Raw genomic sequence first — 14,609 nt, 5'->3', positions numbered from 1 at the left:
CAAAATGAAAATAAAAATAGCAGCATTAATAATTTTGTTCGGTTTTTCATTAACAGTTAAGGCGCAAGATCCCATTTTTACACAGTATTTCATGGTTCCCGAAACGTTGAATCCTGGATTTACAGGATTTCTGGAAACGACCAATGCCGGAATATTACACAGAACGCAATGGCCCGATTTGAATTTTAGAGTTGATTCAGATTTTGGATTCATCAATACATGGTTAGAAAATGCGAACAGCGGAATAGGAGTAAGCGTTTTGAATCATAGAGAAAAATTCACGAATTATAATTTCACCCAAGTTAATTTAAATTACGCATATCGGGTTCAATTAAATGACGATTGGTTTTTTAGACCTGCAATCGAAATGGGTTTTGGAAACAAATCCTATGGTTTTCAGAATATTGTTTTAGAAGACCAAATCAATATTGGACAAGGAACCATAAATACCTCAAGTGTGGATCCCCTTTTGTTAAATGATAAAGTAACCTTCTTTGATTTTTCAGCAGGAATGTTACTTAATAATGAAAATGCTTGGTTCGGACTTTCTCTAAAACACATCAATAAACCTAACATCTCATTTTCAAACACCGGAAATGTGCCGTTAGGAATGTTTTTTTCTGCCAATGCAGGATATGAATTCCTACTGGGAGATTATATTGACATTACCTATTTTCCTTATGAAACCAAAATGCTTTTAACGTCTAATTATATGCATCAAGGAGAATACAGCCGATTTGATTTAGGAACAGGGCTTGTTTTTAAAAAGTTTTTCTTCGGCGTTAGTGCAGCTACAAATCCAGGTAAGAAAGCGGATAACAGTCATTTCTTGACTTCGGTAAATGCTTTTGGGGGATTGCAATATGAACATTTTAAATTTGGTTATTCCCATGATTTCAGTACGTCAAAAATAGGTCAGACAGGTGGGATTTATGAACTCTCCGTAACCTATCAATTTGATTTGAAAGTAAAATGTTTCGGTTGTCCCAATTATTATTGATTCTATCTCTACTGATTCTATTTTGTGAATTTTTTTATAAAAAAATGAAACCGTCTCGTTCCAATAAATGAGGCGGTTTTTTATAGATTTTATTTTGGAAAAGGAATGTTTTTTTGAAATTTTGGATAACAAAAAGGAAAAAAATAATCAAATAATCTTCTTAATTATTTCATTTTTGAAATAAATAAAAACGTAATAATCTCATTACCAGCATTTATTGTTATATTTACGTAATAAAAATAACTTAAAAAAAATAGTATGAGAAACATTAAAATTTTTTTGAAACCAGTTTTGATATTAGTTTTTATCGTTGCATTTTTATCCTGTAAAGACAATAAAACTGAGAAAGCAGAACCTGAAGAAGCTAAGGCTGTGGATACCACTTCTGCTGTTGCTGAATTTGAACCTTTTAAAGTAATTGTAATTAAGCATAAGGTGGCTGATTATGATAAATGGAGAAAGGAATATGATGCACATGATTCTATAAGAAAGGTTTATGGTATTTCACATTATATGATAGGAAGAGGAGTTGATGATGCGAATATGATTGTGGTGATAAATAAATTTAGCGATGTACTGAAAGCAAAAGAGTTTAGTGTACTCCCTAATCTTAAAGATGCGATGAAAAAAGGAGGGGTAACCGGTAAACCTGAATTTTTCTATTATGATGTAATACGAAATGATCCTACTGAAATTGATCAGAAAGACCGATTAATGGTAAAGCACCATGTAAAAGATTTTGATGCCTGGCTCAAAGTATATGATGCTGAAGGAATAGTTAAAAGAATGGAAGAAGGTTTCATTGATAGAGGATTGGCTCGAAGTATAGACGATCCTAATATAGTGACGCTGGTATTTGCCATTACTGATATGAAAAAAGCAAAAACAAACATTACCTCCGAAGCAAAGAAAAAACTGATGATGGATGCAGGTGTAGAAGGCACTCCAGAAATGTTCTTTTATAAGATAGTGGATTAGCCTACACGTTTAAAAACATATAAAGAAACCGTCTTGTTTATAGAAACGAGACGGTTTTTTGTGGAGTTTAGTTTGAGGTTAGATTTTTTGAATAAAACAGTTGCTTTACGGGAAACCGTAAAGTAAAGAATAAACAATGTTTTAGATTTGTGGGGATAGGATAGTTTGTAGTTAATTATGCATAAATTAGCGAAAGCATAAAAACGCTATTTTATTACTGTTAAGTTACCGAAATAGTATGGATTGGAGAGGTTTATGGCGTTATAAATTAGTTGTATTGCAGTATGCAAAAAACGAAATGTATAAAATATGAAATTTAAAATATTGCTTTTTATGTTGGTTTTCTCTTTGAGTGGAATTGCCCAAATAAAATACGGTTCAAATGATGGAAAATACTTAACAATTAAAGGAACGAAAATTTATTATGAAGAGTACGGAAAAGAAACTCCACTATTGTTAATACACGGGGGATTTGGAAGTATTATCGACTTTGAGAAAGTTATTCCAATTCTTTCAAAAAAATATAAAGTTATTATTTCTGATGCACCTGGACTTGGTCGCTCCGAATACTCAAACAGTCAATTAAGTTATAAATTATTGGCAGAGTACAACTCGGAAATCATTGATAAATTAAAACTAGATAGTCTTTATGTTATTGGTTGGAGTGATGGCGCAATTACTGGTTTGATTCTCGCTAAAAACAGACCAGAAAAGGTGAAAAAATTAATAATTTCAGGAGCCAATTATAAAATTGAAGGATTTAAAAATATAGAAGAGGCTAAAAACTGGACCGATACAAATTGGATTGAAAAAAATTGGCTACATTGGATAAAATATTATCAAAAACTATCGTCAAAAGATTGGAAAAGATATGTTAATGAAGCTAGACAAATGTGGTTTCAAGAACAATATTTTCCAAAAACTGATTTAGAAGCAATAAAGACGCCAACTTTAGTGGTTTATGGCGACAATGATATGTATACTTTAGAACACGGTATTGAGATTCATAATGCTATAAAAAATAGCCAATTTTGTGTAATTCCAAATTGTTCACACGAAGTGTTTGGAGACAAACCTGAAATAATTAGCCAAATATCGATTGACTTTTTAAAAGGTGAATAATACTATTATACAAAAACTGCTAAAAGAGTTTGAGCATTAGTTTTTAATTTAAAGTTAGTTATGTATTATTACTGTTTAACAAACAAATGGTAATTTATTCCCAAATCCGAGCAATGTTTTGGAAGGTTAGCAGTAACTTTAAACAAAAAAATAAACCATGAGCTTATCTGAAAAATTTGAAGAAAAAAATAACGCTGCCGAAAATCCTGTAACCTCAGAATTTGAAGCTTGGGTTGGAATTTTATACTCTTGTATTTCTGCTGACCATCAAATTACGGATTCCGAAACAGCAACATTATCAAGATTATTACATTCTAAAGAGAAATTTATTGGAATCGATTTTGCCCCTCTTTATGCAAAATCATTTAATTTAAGAACAGAACTGGGGCAGTTAAAATATATTTCGGCTTGTTGTGAACTGATTAAAAAAGAAGATAGAGAAACGGTATTTGCTCTTGCATTGGAAGTATTACTTGCTGATGGCACATTGGAGAAAGAAGAAAAAAACGTAATAGAAATTTTATCAAATCGACTTCAAATAGATACAGGAATGGCCAGTAAAATTATAGAAGTAATATTCTTGAAAAATAAAGGGAATATCAAAGGAATATAAAAACGCTGTTGCAAGCATAAGATTATGTTTAAAATAGACTTAACTTATTCTCGATACAATTTTCTTCGAAAATTATTCGAATTGACGTAAAATAATTATCAAAAATTAATTATACCCAAAGGGTTAAAAAGAGCATTTCGGATTGAAATACTCTTTTTTAATTTTAAGAATCTATTTATCTTAAAAATATTACGTAATTTAGAATATTCAAAATAAGAAGCCACAAGGCAGAACCAACAATTTATAAACGTTGTCTTTAAAAATTATTCAATCATCAAAAAGAAAATTAAAATAGCAAAGGAACATATTCATGAAAGACTGCATCGGGAGCCCTATTTTACGCATCCCAGATTGAAGTTCATTCCTAATATTGTTGTGAACCTGGTTAGTTTTATGCTTTCTTTTGCAGTAATAGCCACGTTGCTTTATTTTATCTTGAATTATTTAATTAATAAATTTTATCACTTGGATTAATAAGGGTTATAATTTTATCACTTCGAATGTTTTTCATCATCCTTGTTGACTAAAAGCACAAGGGCTGCAACATATAAAAACCGTCTTGTTTATTTAACGAGGCGGTTTTTTTATGCTTGTAATTCAAGATTAAGACTATACTTACATGTCTGATTTACAAACTTCTATTTTTTAATTCTGTTTTTTAATTCTGTTTTTATAGGTTCTCTTTTTGTTATTGGTGAAAAATGATTTAAGCATTCATTTTTTAACCACAATTGCGATGAAACATTTGATTTGTCCTGTTTTTGATTTAAAAGAACAATTTTTCATCTTGAATAATTTCAATATTTGCATATCGATATAAAAAACGGTTAATAATTATGGTTTGTTTAATTTTAATTGATTTTTATTACTGATAAATTAGATATAGTTCAAATGTATTAATGAATAGTGATAGTGTTTAACTGATGATTTTTTGATGAATACCAATTCGATTGTTCTTAAAATAAGCAACTGCATCAGTAAATGAGGCATCAGATATAATGGATGGACTAAATAAATCCTGATATAAACCATAGTAAACATACAGATTTCTATATGGAGAAATTTGTAGAAAATGGGCTCAACCATATAACAGCCTGCAATACCTATTAACCAATAACCATTAAATTTTTAACTAAAAAAACAAAAAATTATGCAAAAAATTGATATTCATAATTTGATAGACAACGCAAAGCTGAACCGATTTCATTGGACGGTAATATTCTGGTGTTCCTTAATCATCATTTTTGATGGGTACGACCTGGTTATTTATGGCGTAGTGTTACCATTACTTATGGAAAAGTGGAATTTATCACCCCTTGAAGCAGGAACTTTGGGCAGTTACGCACTCTTTGGGATGATGTTTGGGGCATTGATATTTGGAACACTTTCCGATCGTATTGGACGAAAAAAAGCAATCATCATGTGTGTGTCCATTTTCAGTGGATTCACTTTTATAAATGGATTTGTAGAAACTCCTTTGCAATTTGGGATTTGTCGTTTCATTGCCGGATTAGGAATTGGGGGAGTGATGCCCAATGTTGTGGCTTTAATGACCGAATATTCACCTAAGAAAATCAGAAGTACGCTGGTAACACTCATGTTTAGTGGCTATTCAGTAGGAGGAATGCTTTCGGCTGGATTAGGAATCTTTTTGATACCAAATTTCGGATGGCAATCGGTTTTTTATGTTGGATTATTGCCAATACTTTTATTGCCCTTGATTGTTAAATTTTTACCGGATTCTGTAGGCTTTTTGGCAAAACAAAAAAGAACAGACGAGGCCAAAAAAATACTTTCGCTTATTGAGCCAACGTATCTTCCTGCCGCAGGTGATGTTTTGGATTCTGGAGAAGTAAAAGCTGCCGGAGCGAGTGTTTCCCAACTTTTTAAACATAACAGAACAACAAGTACGATCATGTTTTGGATTGCTTTTTTTACTTGTCTTTTGATGGTTTACGGTCTGAATTCTTGGTTGCCAAAATTAATGAACAAAGCAGGATATGAGTTAGGATCCAGTCTTACCTTTTTATTAGTACTGAATTTTGGAGCGATGATAGGAGCTGTAGGTGGTGGATGGCTTGGTGATAAATTTAATTTAAAAACCGTTTTGATTTCCTTTTTTGCTGTTGCTGCAATCTCTTTAAGCTTGCTTGGTTTTAAAAATTCAACGCTGGTATTATACATTTTAATCGCAATTGCAGGAGCAACTACTATTGGAACCCAAATACTTTGCTATGCTTATGTAGCGCAATTTTATCCTATAAACATTAGATCTTCCGGTATTGGCTGGGCATCTGGAGTAGGTAGAACAGGTGCTATTTTAGGACCAATTTTAGGAGGTGCTTTATTGAGTTTAGGATTACCTTTTGAATTAAATTTTGTTGCATTTGCTGTTCCCGGAGCTATAGGTGCTTTGGCCGTTTGTTTTATCAATGTGAAACACAGTCATGACAATAAAGTGGCGTTTCATAAAGAAGAAACGATTCAATTAGATCCTATTGTAGCCGACGAATAAACCCAAAATAGAAGTATTTATCCGTCATAATTTAGGATTTTGAAAATAAAATATAAAGAAATGAAGTTAAAAAAAATAGTTGCAGTCACTGGTTTGTTATTGACAACAGTACTGCTTAATGCTCAGGAAATCATTAAAAAAAAGGATAGCATTGCAGCTAGTAAACCAGAGAAAAAGGAACCGCTTTTGGATGTTAAGTTTTCTGGTTTTATCCGACATGATGCGGTGTTTGATTCCCGTCAGACTGTTGATGTAAGAGAAGCGGCAGTGGTGCTTTGGGGAAAAGATGTTGATTTTGATGCCAATGGGAAAGACAGAAACTCCGCTTCTAAGTTTCAAATGCTGAACGTTTTATCCAGAGCCGGAGTAAGAGTAGGCGCTCCCGATGTTTTAGGCGCAAAAACTGTCGGATTCCTTGAAGGTGATTTTTTTGGAAATGCCGAAGGAGGAATCAACGAATTTCGTTTGAGACATGCCTATATTACATTAGACTGGAAAAAAAGCCAGTTGGGAATAGGTCATTTTGGCATCCGCTAACCATTCCGGAAATATTTCCCGGAGTAGTTAATTTCAGTGGAGGTGCGCCATATATGCCATACAACAGAAATCCCCAGATTCGGTTTACCCAAAAGTTAGATGCGAATTTTAATCTTATGATAGCTGCCGTTTCACAAAGGGATTTTACTTCGAATACGGCTCCATACAGAAACAGTTCACTTCCTTCGGGACATGTTCAGGTAAATTATAAAAGTAAAAATGCTCTCGTAGGTTTAGCAGGGCACTTTGAGCAAATTCGTCCTAAAACAGGTTCCGGATTGACCAACGATTTCTCTAATGAAAGAGTCAACAGTGTTTCCGTTATGGCGTATGGCCGTTTTGAAACGAAGCCAATGACTATAAAAGCAGAAGCAATGTATGGCGAAAACGCCACTTCATTCATAATGCTTGGAGGTTATGTAGGATATACACCCACTTCAGGTCTGGGTTTAGAAACCTATTCGACTATGGCTACACAGTCTTTCTGGATTGATTTAACCGGGAAAACTAAAAAAGTAATTCCAGGATTCTTTGCTGGCTTTAGCCAAAATGATGGTGCAAATAATCCGATTTCAGGAAAAGCAGTGGCTTATGGATTTTCAAATGCTGTTGGAGGCATAGCAGCATCAGGAAATACAACGACCAGAACCATTAACTATATTTATCGATTGGCACCACGAATTGAAGTGCCGATTAAAAATCTGAAATTTGGGTTGGAAGCAGAATATTTAGCTGCCGAATGAGGGAATGCGGATAACAGCGGAAGAGCAATCTGAATTTTATAGGAACCTGGAAAGTAGTATTTGCCACAGTTCTTAAATTTTAATTTTGGGGTAATTCAAAGCGAATTCTAACTAGCGTTTTTTTGTAAATATGAAGGAAACCAATAAATGGCTAGCAATACTTATTGTACTTGTAGCTCCATTACTTTCGGTGATCGTTGTGTGTAAATATGGCTTTGCCGGAAATTAAACAACAGTATTTGATATTTTGGTTTTTGTGGCACTATTTTTATACCGACTTTCAAAATTGAATACAATGAATCTGTCTTAGAATATCACAAAGTATTTTTCTTTTATCTAAAAAATGTTAAATAGAAATCAAACGATATAGTTGTGTTTGTAGTACCTTTGATAGGCTTAAAAATATCTTTTTGAGCTAAATGATACATGAGAAGTAAATTATTTTTTAAGGGAATTTATGGTGATAACTCTATCGATATGGTTAGGGATATTATTCATATTACACCTATGGAGGTAACTGGTAAACGACACGAATGGTTTATAAAACCTCATGTACATAGTGACCTTTTTCAAATTTTTGTGCTAGAAAGCGGATCTTTGGAATTAATAATTAATGGCGAAAGTCAAATTGTGGAAAGTGTTTCTTTTTTTTCTATTCCAAAAAATATCAGTCATGGTTTACAAATGAATGAGGATACTAAAGGATGGGTTATCTCACTTTATGATAAATCCTTGGAGAATATGTTAAAACTCGATACGGATATCATCAATAAGATAGACGAAATTCATATTTCAAAACTGGACGAAAAGGATAAATTAATCAATGATGCTTTGACAACAATTCGTAAATGTATCGATGAATATTATTCTGAATTACCGGGTAAGCAACACGCTTTACAGTATTTGGTTGGAATGATGTTGTTGCGTTTGTATCGGATATTTGTCACTTCATCCGCTGTTCATTTGTCAGATAATAAGAATAAAATATATTACCGACGCTTTGTTCAATTAATAAAGGAAATGAAATCTTTTAAAATAAGTGTAGAAGATTATGCTTCCCGTTTAAACATCTCAAGCGGACATCTCAACCGAATTTGTAAAGATGTTTCCGGCTTGTCGCCAAAAGATGTTGTCATTAATTTTTTTATTGACGAAGCTAAAATTTACCTGCGCAATTTTGATATGTCAATTGCCGAAATCTCATATGAATTAGATATTGAGGATCCCGCTTATTTTACGCGTTTGTTTAAGAAAAAAACGGAGTTCACTCCCAAAGAATTCAGAAGTCAATTAGGACGTAAGTAATCACTCCATTCTTCTTTTACCACTTTAATTATTTAAATGAGATAGCTGTCAATCCAATAAATTAGGCATTTATTACACTCTCATTTTCAATCTTTCTGCATAAAATCTTGTTTGTCCTGTTTTTTGAAGGAAATCAAATCTTTTTTCTCTGTTTTTTCTATTTAAAGGTATTATAAACAAATAGTTATGTTTTTTATCTATTTGTTTGATTTGTCTCATTAATAGCAAATTTATCCAATTTTAGACCCTGCTTTTAGCTATAAATTTGTAATAAGCAAACGGTAAGTGAGTACTCAATTATTTATGAGTGAGTACTTACTCCTGTCGAAATCAAATAAATTTAGATACTAAGAAATGAATAATCCTATTATTGAAAAAATTGAAGCCATTCTGGTTGATTTGCCAACAATTCGCCCGCATCATCTCTCTATGACCGTAATGAAAAAACAAACAATGGTTATCATTCGTTTGTTCTGCAGTGATGGAATTGAAGGAATTGGAGAAGCGACAACAATCGGTGGATTGAGTTACGGAGAGGAATCTCCGGAGAGTATGAAACTCAATATTGATACTTATTTTGCTCCTTTATTAGTGGGTCAGGATGCGACTAATATTCACAAAGCCATGTTTTGGATTGAAAAAAACATTAAAGGCAACCGAATTGCAAAATCCGGAATCGAAACAGCACTTCTAGATGCGCATGGAAAACGATTGGGGGTTTCCGTCGCTACATTATTGGGAGGAGCAATTACCGAAACGTTACCTGTTTTATGGACTTTGGCCAGCGGAAATACACAACAGGATATTGAAGAAGCCGAATATCTTTTGGCCATTGGAAGACATACTACTTTCAAATTAAAAATAGGTTGGCAAGCGCCGGAAATTTCAATCGCTCACGTTGCCGCTATCAAAAAAGCGTTGGGAGACCGAGCAAAAGTAACGGTGGATGTGAATCAGGCTTGGGACGAAAGTACCGCAAAAATAAGCATTGCTAAACTTCAGGAAGCAGGAATTGATTTGATCGAACAGCCCATAGTTAAAGAAAATTTTGAAGGTTTGGCTCGTTTGACCAAAATGTTCACTGTGCCGATTATGGCAGATGAAGCGTTGAACGATAGTACGGACGCTTACAAATTGGCCAAAATAAGAGGAGGAGATGTTTTTGCATTAAAAATCGGAAAATCAGGTGGATTGCATAATGTTTTAAAAGTGGCTGCGATTGCAGAAGCTGCCGATATCAGTTTGTACGGAGGAACGCTATTGGAAGGAACAATTGGTTCTGTGGCTTCGGCGCATGCTTTTAGTACGTTGAAAACAATGTCGTGGGGAACGGAACTTTTCGGTCCATTATTATTAACGGATGATATTGTTAAAACCAAAGTGACATTTTCGAATGCTTCGATGAAAATTCCACAAGGTCCGGGTTTAGGCTTGGAATTAGATTTAGAAAAACTCAACCAATATAAACGTAAATAAAAATTAGCACTATGTTATTCCACGTAGAAATGACCGTAAAAATTCCACATGATTCCGATGTGAATTTTGTAAACGAATTAAAAGCAAAAGAAAAAGCAATGTCCCAAGATTTGCAACGCAGCGGAAAATGGGTAGCCATTTGGAGAATCGTCGGGAAGTATTCGAACATCAGTATTTTCAATGTAGAAAGTCCAGCTGAACTTCATGACATTCTAAGCAATTTACCCCTTTTTCCTTTTATGGAAATTGAAGTAAAATCATTATGCAAACATTATTCTTCGATTAAAGAAGGAGAATTATAACCCTTTTAAATAATCAAAAAAACTATAATAAATTAAAAAATCAATATCATGACAAGAGCACAAATAGACGGATTACTTCAAAAAATTGAAAGTACTGAAAAAGTAGAAGGCGGAAGCGACAGAGCTAAAGCAATTGTAAACAGAATCCTTCGCGATTTGTTTTACACCATCGAAGATTTAGATATTCAACCGGATGAAGTTTGGACAGCAGTAAATTACTTGACACAAGCAGGTAAAAATGAAGAATACGGTTTGATCGCTGCAGGTTTTGGTATAGAACATTTATTAGACTTGCGAATGGATGAAGAAGAGGAGAAAGCGGGAATGACCGGTGGAACGCCAAGAACGATTGAAGGGCCACTGTATGTTGCTGGCGCACCAAAATCAAAAGGGTTTGCACGTCTGGATGATGGAACTGAAATAGAACAAGGGGAAATTTTCTTCATGGAGGGAAAAGTTTTAGATGCTGATAATAATCCAATTTCAAATGCGATTGTAGAGGTTTGGCATGCAAATTTAAAAGGAAATTATTCTTATTTTGATCAATCACAAAGTGATTTCAATTTACGCAGAACAATAGAAACAGATGAAAACGGAAACTATCAATTCCGCAGTATCCTTCCTTCTGGATACGGAGTTCCTCCAGGTGGATCAACAGAAGAACTTTTAAATGCTGTTGGTCGTCACGGAAATCGCCCATCTCACGTTCATTTCTTTGTTTCAGCGCCAGGCTACAGAAAATTAACGACACAAATTAACTTTGCTGGTGATCCCTACTTATGGGATGATTTCGCTTTCGCAACTCGTGAAGGTTTGATTCCGGAAGTGACCGTAATTACTGATGCAGAAAAAATCAAAGAAAAAGGATTAGACAAGCCTTTTTCTTCAATCGATTTCGATTTCACTTTAAACAAAGAAGTTGAAGGAATTCACGATGCAGAAGTTGAGCGATTGAGAGCTGAAGCTGTAGCATAATATAAAAAAGAACGGTCTATTGTCATTTTCCGAATCTTTTTTGGACTTGTAGAATCCCCGTGAGAAGGAACAAATCGAATCGATTTTTTGAATCATTCTCATGGTGGTTTTACTCCAAAATAACTCTGGAGCGGGTAGGTTATGACTACTAAACAACAACACTAATGGAAAAATTAAATAAAGAATATGTAGAAAGCCTATTGGAACACAACGTTTCTGAAGGTCTTTATCGTCATAACAGAGAATCCTTTACCAATCCGGAGTTGTTCGAATTGGAAATGAAATATATTTTCGAAAACAATTGGGTGTATTTGGCTCATGAAAGTCAGATAACGGAAGCAAACGATTATTTCACTACTCATATTGGCAGACAACCCATATTTATCGCTCGCAATAAAGAAGGTGAATTGAACGCCTTTATTAATGCGTGCAGCCATAGAGGAGCACAGCTTTGTCGCTATAAAAAAGGAAATAAATCAACGTATACGTGTCCTTTTCACGGTTGGACGTTTAATAATTCGGGGAAATTACTAAAAGTAAAAGATGTAAAAGGTGCAGGATATCCGGAACAGTTCAACACAGAGGGTTCTCATGATTTGAAAAAAGTAGCACGATTTGAATCGTACAAAGGATTTTTATTTGGCAGCTTAAATCCAGATTCTTCGTCATTGGAAGACTATTTGGGTGAATCCAAAAAGATTATCGATCAAATGGTGGATCAGGCTGAATTTGGATTGGAAGTTGTACGAGGAGCTTCTACGTATACCTATGATGCAAACTGGAAAATGCAAATGGAAAATGGCGCTGATGGTTACCATGTAAGCTCCGTGCACTGGAACTATGTGGCTACGATGGGAAACCGTAAAGAAGATGGTGTAAAGGCGGTAGATCCTAACGGATGGTCAAAAAGTATTGGTGGTGTTTATGGTTTTGAAAATGGACATATGCTTCTTTGGACCAAAATGCTGAATCCGGAAGTGCGTCCTCTTTATAGTCAATTGGATCGATTGAATGCAGAACTTGGTGAAGAAAGAAGCAATTTTATTGTTAATGAAACCCGCAACTTGGCTCTTTATCCAAATGTGTATTTGATGGATCAGTTTTCGACTCAAATTCGCGTGGTTCGACCAATCTCTGTCGATAAATCGGAAGTGACGATTTACTGTGTGGCGCCCAAAAATGAACCTGCGGCTGACCGTGCGTTGCGTATTCGTCAATACGAAGATTTCTTCAATGTGACCGGAATGGGAACTCCTGATGATTTGGAAGAATTCAGATCCTGTCAGGAAAGTTATTTGGCAAAAGCCATGCCGTGGAACGATGTCAGCCGTGGAGCGGAACATTGGGTTTATGGTCCGGACGAACATGCGACCGCCATGGGAATCAATCCAAAATTAAGCGGAATCAGAACTGAAGACGAAGGATTATTCCTGATGCAACACCAGTATTGGGCAGAAACTTTGGCAGCAGCTTTGGCAAAAGAGGAATTGATTAATCTAGAAAACAATTTGTAAGATGACTAATTACGATAAAATACAGGCTTTTGTTTATCAGGAAGCGAGACATTTAGATGACAAACAATGGGATGAATGGCTTGAGTTATACGATGAAAAAGTAACGTTTTGGATGCCATCTTGGGATGACGAGGATAATCTAACGACAAATCACGAAACCGAGATTTCGTTGATTTATTATCCAAACAGAAATGGTTTGGAAGATCGTGTTTTTAGAATTAGAACCGAACGTTCGAGCGCTACTTTACCGGACACCAGAACAAGTCATAATTGCACCAATCTTGAAATTCTGGAAGAAAACAATGATGAAGTTAAAATACGTTTTAACTGGAATACATTAAACTTTCGATACAATAAATTGGATCAGTTTTTTGGTGTTTCCTTTTATACTTTGAAAAAAGTGGAAGATTCATTTTTAATCACTAATAAAAAAGTCATCCTTAAGAACGATTACATTCGACAAGTGCTTGACATATATCATATTTAATACAAAAGTAATGGCTAAAATAGCATTAAACTTTGAGGACGGAGTTACCCGATTTATAGATAGTTTACCCAATGAAACTGTAGCAGAAACTGCGTATCGTGTTGGGATAAACATTCCGTTAGATTGCGCTGATGGCGCTTGTGGTACTTGTAAATGTAAAATGAGATCAGGAAATTTTGATGCAGGAGACTATATCGAAGAAGCCTTATCAGATGAAGAAGCAGCGGCAGGTTTTGCGCTTGCTTGTCAAGTGAGACCAAAATCAGATCTTGTGGTTGATATTTTAGCGAGTTCTGCTGCCTGTAAAGTTAAATCTACGGCTGTCGCTACCGAAATAGTGGAATTAAACCGATTGTCTTCCGAAATCTACCAATTAAAATTACGTGCTGCTGACGGGAGTTCTTTTCAATTTCTTCCGGGACAATATGTAAATATTGAGGTTCCGGGAACTTCACAAACCAGATCGTATTCGTACAGTTCACAACCCGATACAGCTGAAGGCGAGTTTTTAATCAAATTAGTGCCTGGAGGATTGATGAGCAGTTATTTAAAAAATGAGGCAACTGTAGGAGGGGAATTAAACATTGTAACACCTTTGGGAAGTTTTTATTTAAGAGAGGTGCAGCGTGATTTAATCTTTATTGCAGGCGGTACAGGGATTGCCCCTTTTATGGCCATGCTTGAAAAACTAAAAGCAGAAAAAAATACGACACCGATTCATTTGTTTTACGGAGCAACTACTGGTGAGAATGTGGTGGAATTGGAACGTTTGAAAGCGTTTAGTGAAATTATGCCATTAAAAATTCACACTTGTACTTCTGACGAACAAGCAGAAGGTCATGATAAAGGATTTGTTACCCAATGGATTAACAAAGCGCTTCTTGGCGATAAAGCCTACGATATTTATATCTGCGGACCTAATGCCATGGTGGAAGCGGTAAAAACGACACTTGAAAAAGAGGCAATTCAACATGTTAATTTTTACATGGAAAAATTTGTTCCTACCGGTCAGGAAAATGTACAATTGTAATTTTTTAAACAG

Annotated in this window: 15 protein-coding genes; all 15 read left to right on the top strand. The window is 34.7% G+C overall.

Features of this window, described 5'->3' with window-relative positions; genetic code table 11:
• Positions 1 to 4 precede the first annotated feature (4 nt).
• The 15 genes from ACM55F_RS03335 (at position 5) to benC (ending at position 14,597) form a co-directional block, all read left to right on the top strand.
• Positions 5 to 1,000 (top strand): PorP/SprF family type IX secretion system membrane protein, encoded by a 996-nt coding sequence (locus ACM55F_RS03335; RefSeq protein ID WP_416852284.1) that lies wholly within the window; start codon positions 5 to 7, stop codon positions 998 to 1,000.
• Between the two features lie 258 nt (positions 1,001 to 1,258).
• On the top strand, positions 1,259 to 1,978 hold the full coding sequence (locus tag ACM55F_RS03330) for a hypothetical protein (RefSeq protein WP_416852283.1): 720 nt from the start codon (positions 1,259 to 1,261) through the stop codon (positions 1,976 to 1,978).
• A 309-nt stretch (positions 1,979 to 2,287) separates the two neighbouring features.
• Positions 2,288 to 3,100, top strand: coding sequence for an alpha/beta fold hydrolase (locus ACM55F_RS03325; protein WP_416852282.1), 813 nt, complete (start codon positions 2,288 to 2,290; stop codon positions 3,098 to 3,100).
• 157 nt (positions 3,101 to 3,257) lie between these two features.
• Entirely contained in the window at positions 3,258 to 3,713 is a 456-nt protein-coding gene (locus ACM55F_RS03320) for a TerB family tellurite resistance protein (protein WP_416852281.1), read from the top strand.
• A gap of 1,150 nt (positions 3,714 to 4,863) precedes the next feature.
• Positions 4,864 to 6,228, top strand: a complete 1,365-nt coding sequence (locus ACM55F_RS03315) for an MFS transporter (RefSeq protein WP_416852280.1) — start codon at positions 4,864 to 4,866, stop codon at positions 6,226 to 6,228.
• Positions 6,229 to 6,288: 60 nt separating this feature from the next.
• Positions 6,289 to 6,765, top strand: a complete 477-nt coding sequence (locus ACM55F_RS03310; RefSeq protein WP_416852279.1) for a hypothetical protein — start codon at positions 6,289 to 6,291, stop codon at positions 6,763 to 6,765.
• A 53-nt stretch (positions 6,766 to 6,818) separates the two neighbouring features.
• A complete protein-coding gene (locus tag ACM55F_RS03305; protein WP_416852278.1) occupies positions 6,819 to 7,508 on the top strand; it encodes a hypothetical protein in 690 nt (229 codons plus the stop codon).
• Between the two features lie 130 nt (positions 7,509 to 7,638).
• The gene (locus ACM55F_RS03300) at positions 7,639 to 7,737 is read left to right on the top strand and encodes a hypothetical protein (protein WP_416852277.1); all 99 of its coding nucleotides are present in this window, start codon (positions 7,639 to 7,641) and stop codon (positions 7,735 to 7,737) included.
• 197 nt (positions 7,738 to 7,934) lie between these two features.
• Complete coding sequence (locus tag ACM55F_RS03295) at positions 7,935 to 8,813, top strand: AraC family transcriptional regulator (RefSeq protein WP_416852276.1); 879 nt, start codon at positions 7,935 to 7,937, stop codon at positions 8,811 to 8,813.
• A 354-nt stretch (positions 8,814 to 9,167) separates the two neighbouring features.
• Positions 9,168 to 10,289, top strand: a complete 1,122-nt coding sequence (locus tag ACM55F_RS03290) for a muconate/chloromuconate family cycloisomerase (RefSeq protein ID WP_416852275.1) — start codon at positions 9,168 to 9,170, stop codon at positions 10,287 to 10,289.
• An 11-nt stretch (positions 10,290 to 10,300) separates the two neighbouring features.
• On the top strand, positions 10,301 to 10,591 hold the full coding sequence (gene catC, locus ACM55F_RS03285; RefSeq protein ID WP_416852274.1) for a muconolactone Delta-isomerase: 291 nt from the start codon (positions 10,301 to 10,303) through the stop codon (positions 10,589 to 10,591).
• 48 nt (positions 10,592 to 10,639) lie between these two features.
• On the top strand, positions 10,640 to 11,566 hold the full coding sequence (gene catA / locus ACM55F_RS03280; protein ID WP_416852273.1) for a catechol 1,2-dioxygenase: 927 nt from the start codon (positions 10,640 to 10,642) through the stop codon (positions 11,564 to 11,566).
• 164 nt (positions 11,567 to 11,730) lie between these two features.
• Positions 11,731 to 13,080 (top strand): Rieske 2Fe-2S domain-containing protein, encoded by a 1,350-nt coding sequence (locus ACM55F_RS03275; RefSeq protein WP_416852272.1) that lies wholly within the window; start codon positions 11,731 to 11,733, stop codon positions 13,078 to 13,080.
• A 1-nt stretch (position 13,081) separates the two neighbouring features.
• Complete coding sequence (benB, locus tag ACM55F_RS03270) at positions 13,082 to 13,567, top strand: benzoate 1,2-dioxygenase small subunit (RefSeq protein ID WP_416852271.1); 486 nt, start codon at positions 13,082 to 13,084, stop codon at positions 13,565 to 13,567.
• Between the two features lie 10 nt (positions 13,568 to 13,577).
• Positions 13,578 to 14,597: a benzoate 1,2-dioxygenase electron transfer component BenC gene (gene benC, locus ACM55F_RS03265; protein ID WP_416852270.1), complete on the top strand. Its 1,020-nt coding sequence runs from the start codon at positions 13,578 to 13,580 to the stop codon at positions 14,595 to 14,597.
• Positions 14,598 to 14,609: the final 12 nt, after the last annotated feature.

Source organism: Flavobacterium melibiosi (assembly GCF_048158545.1).
Classification (GTDB): domain Bacteria; phylum Bacteroidota; class Bacteroidia; order Flavobacteriales; family Flavobacteriaceae; genus Flavobacterium; species Flavobacterium melibiosi.
This window is presented reverse-complemented; position numbering and strand designations above follow the sequence as displayed.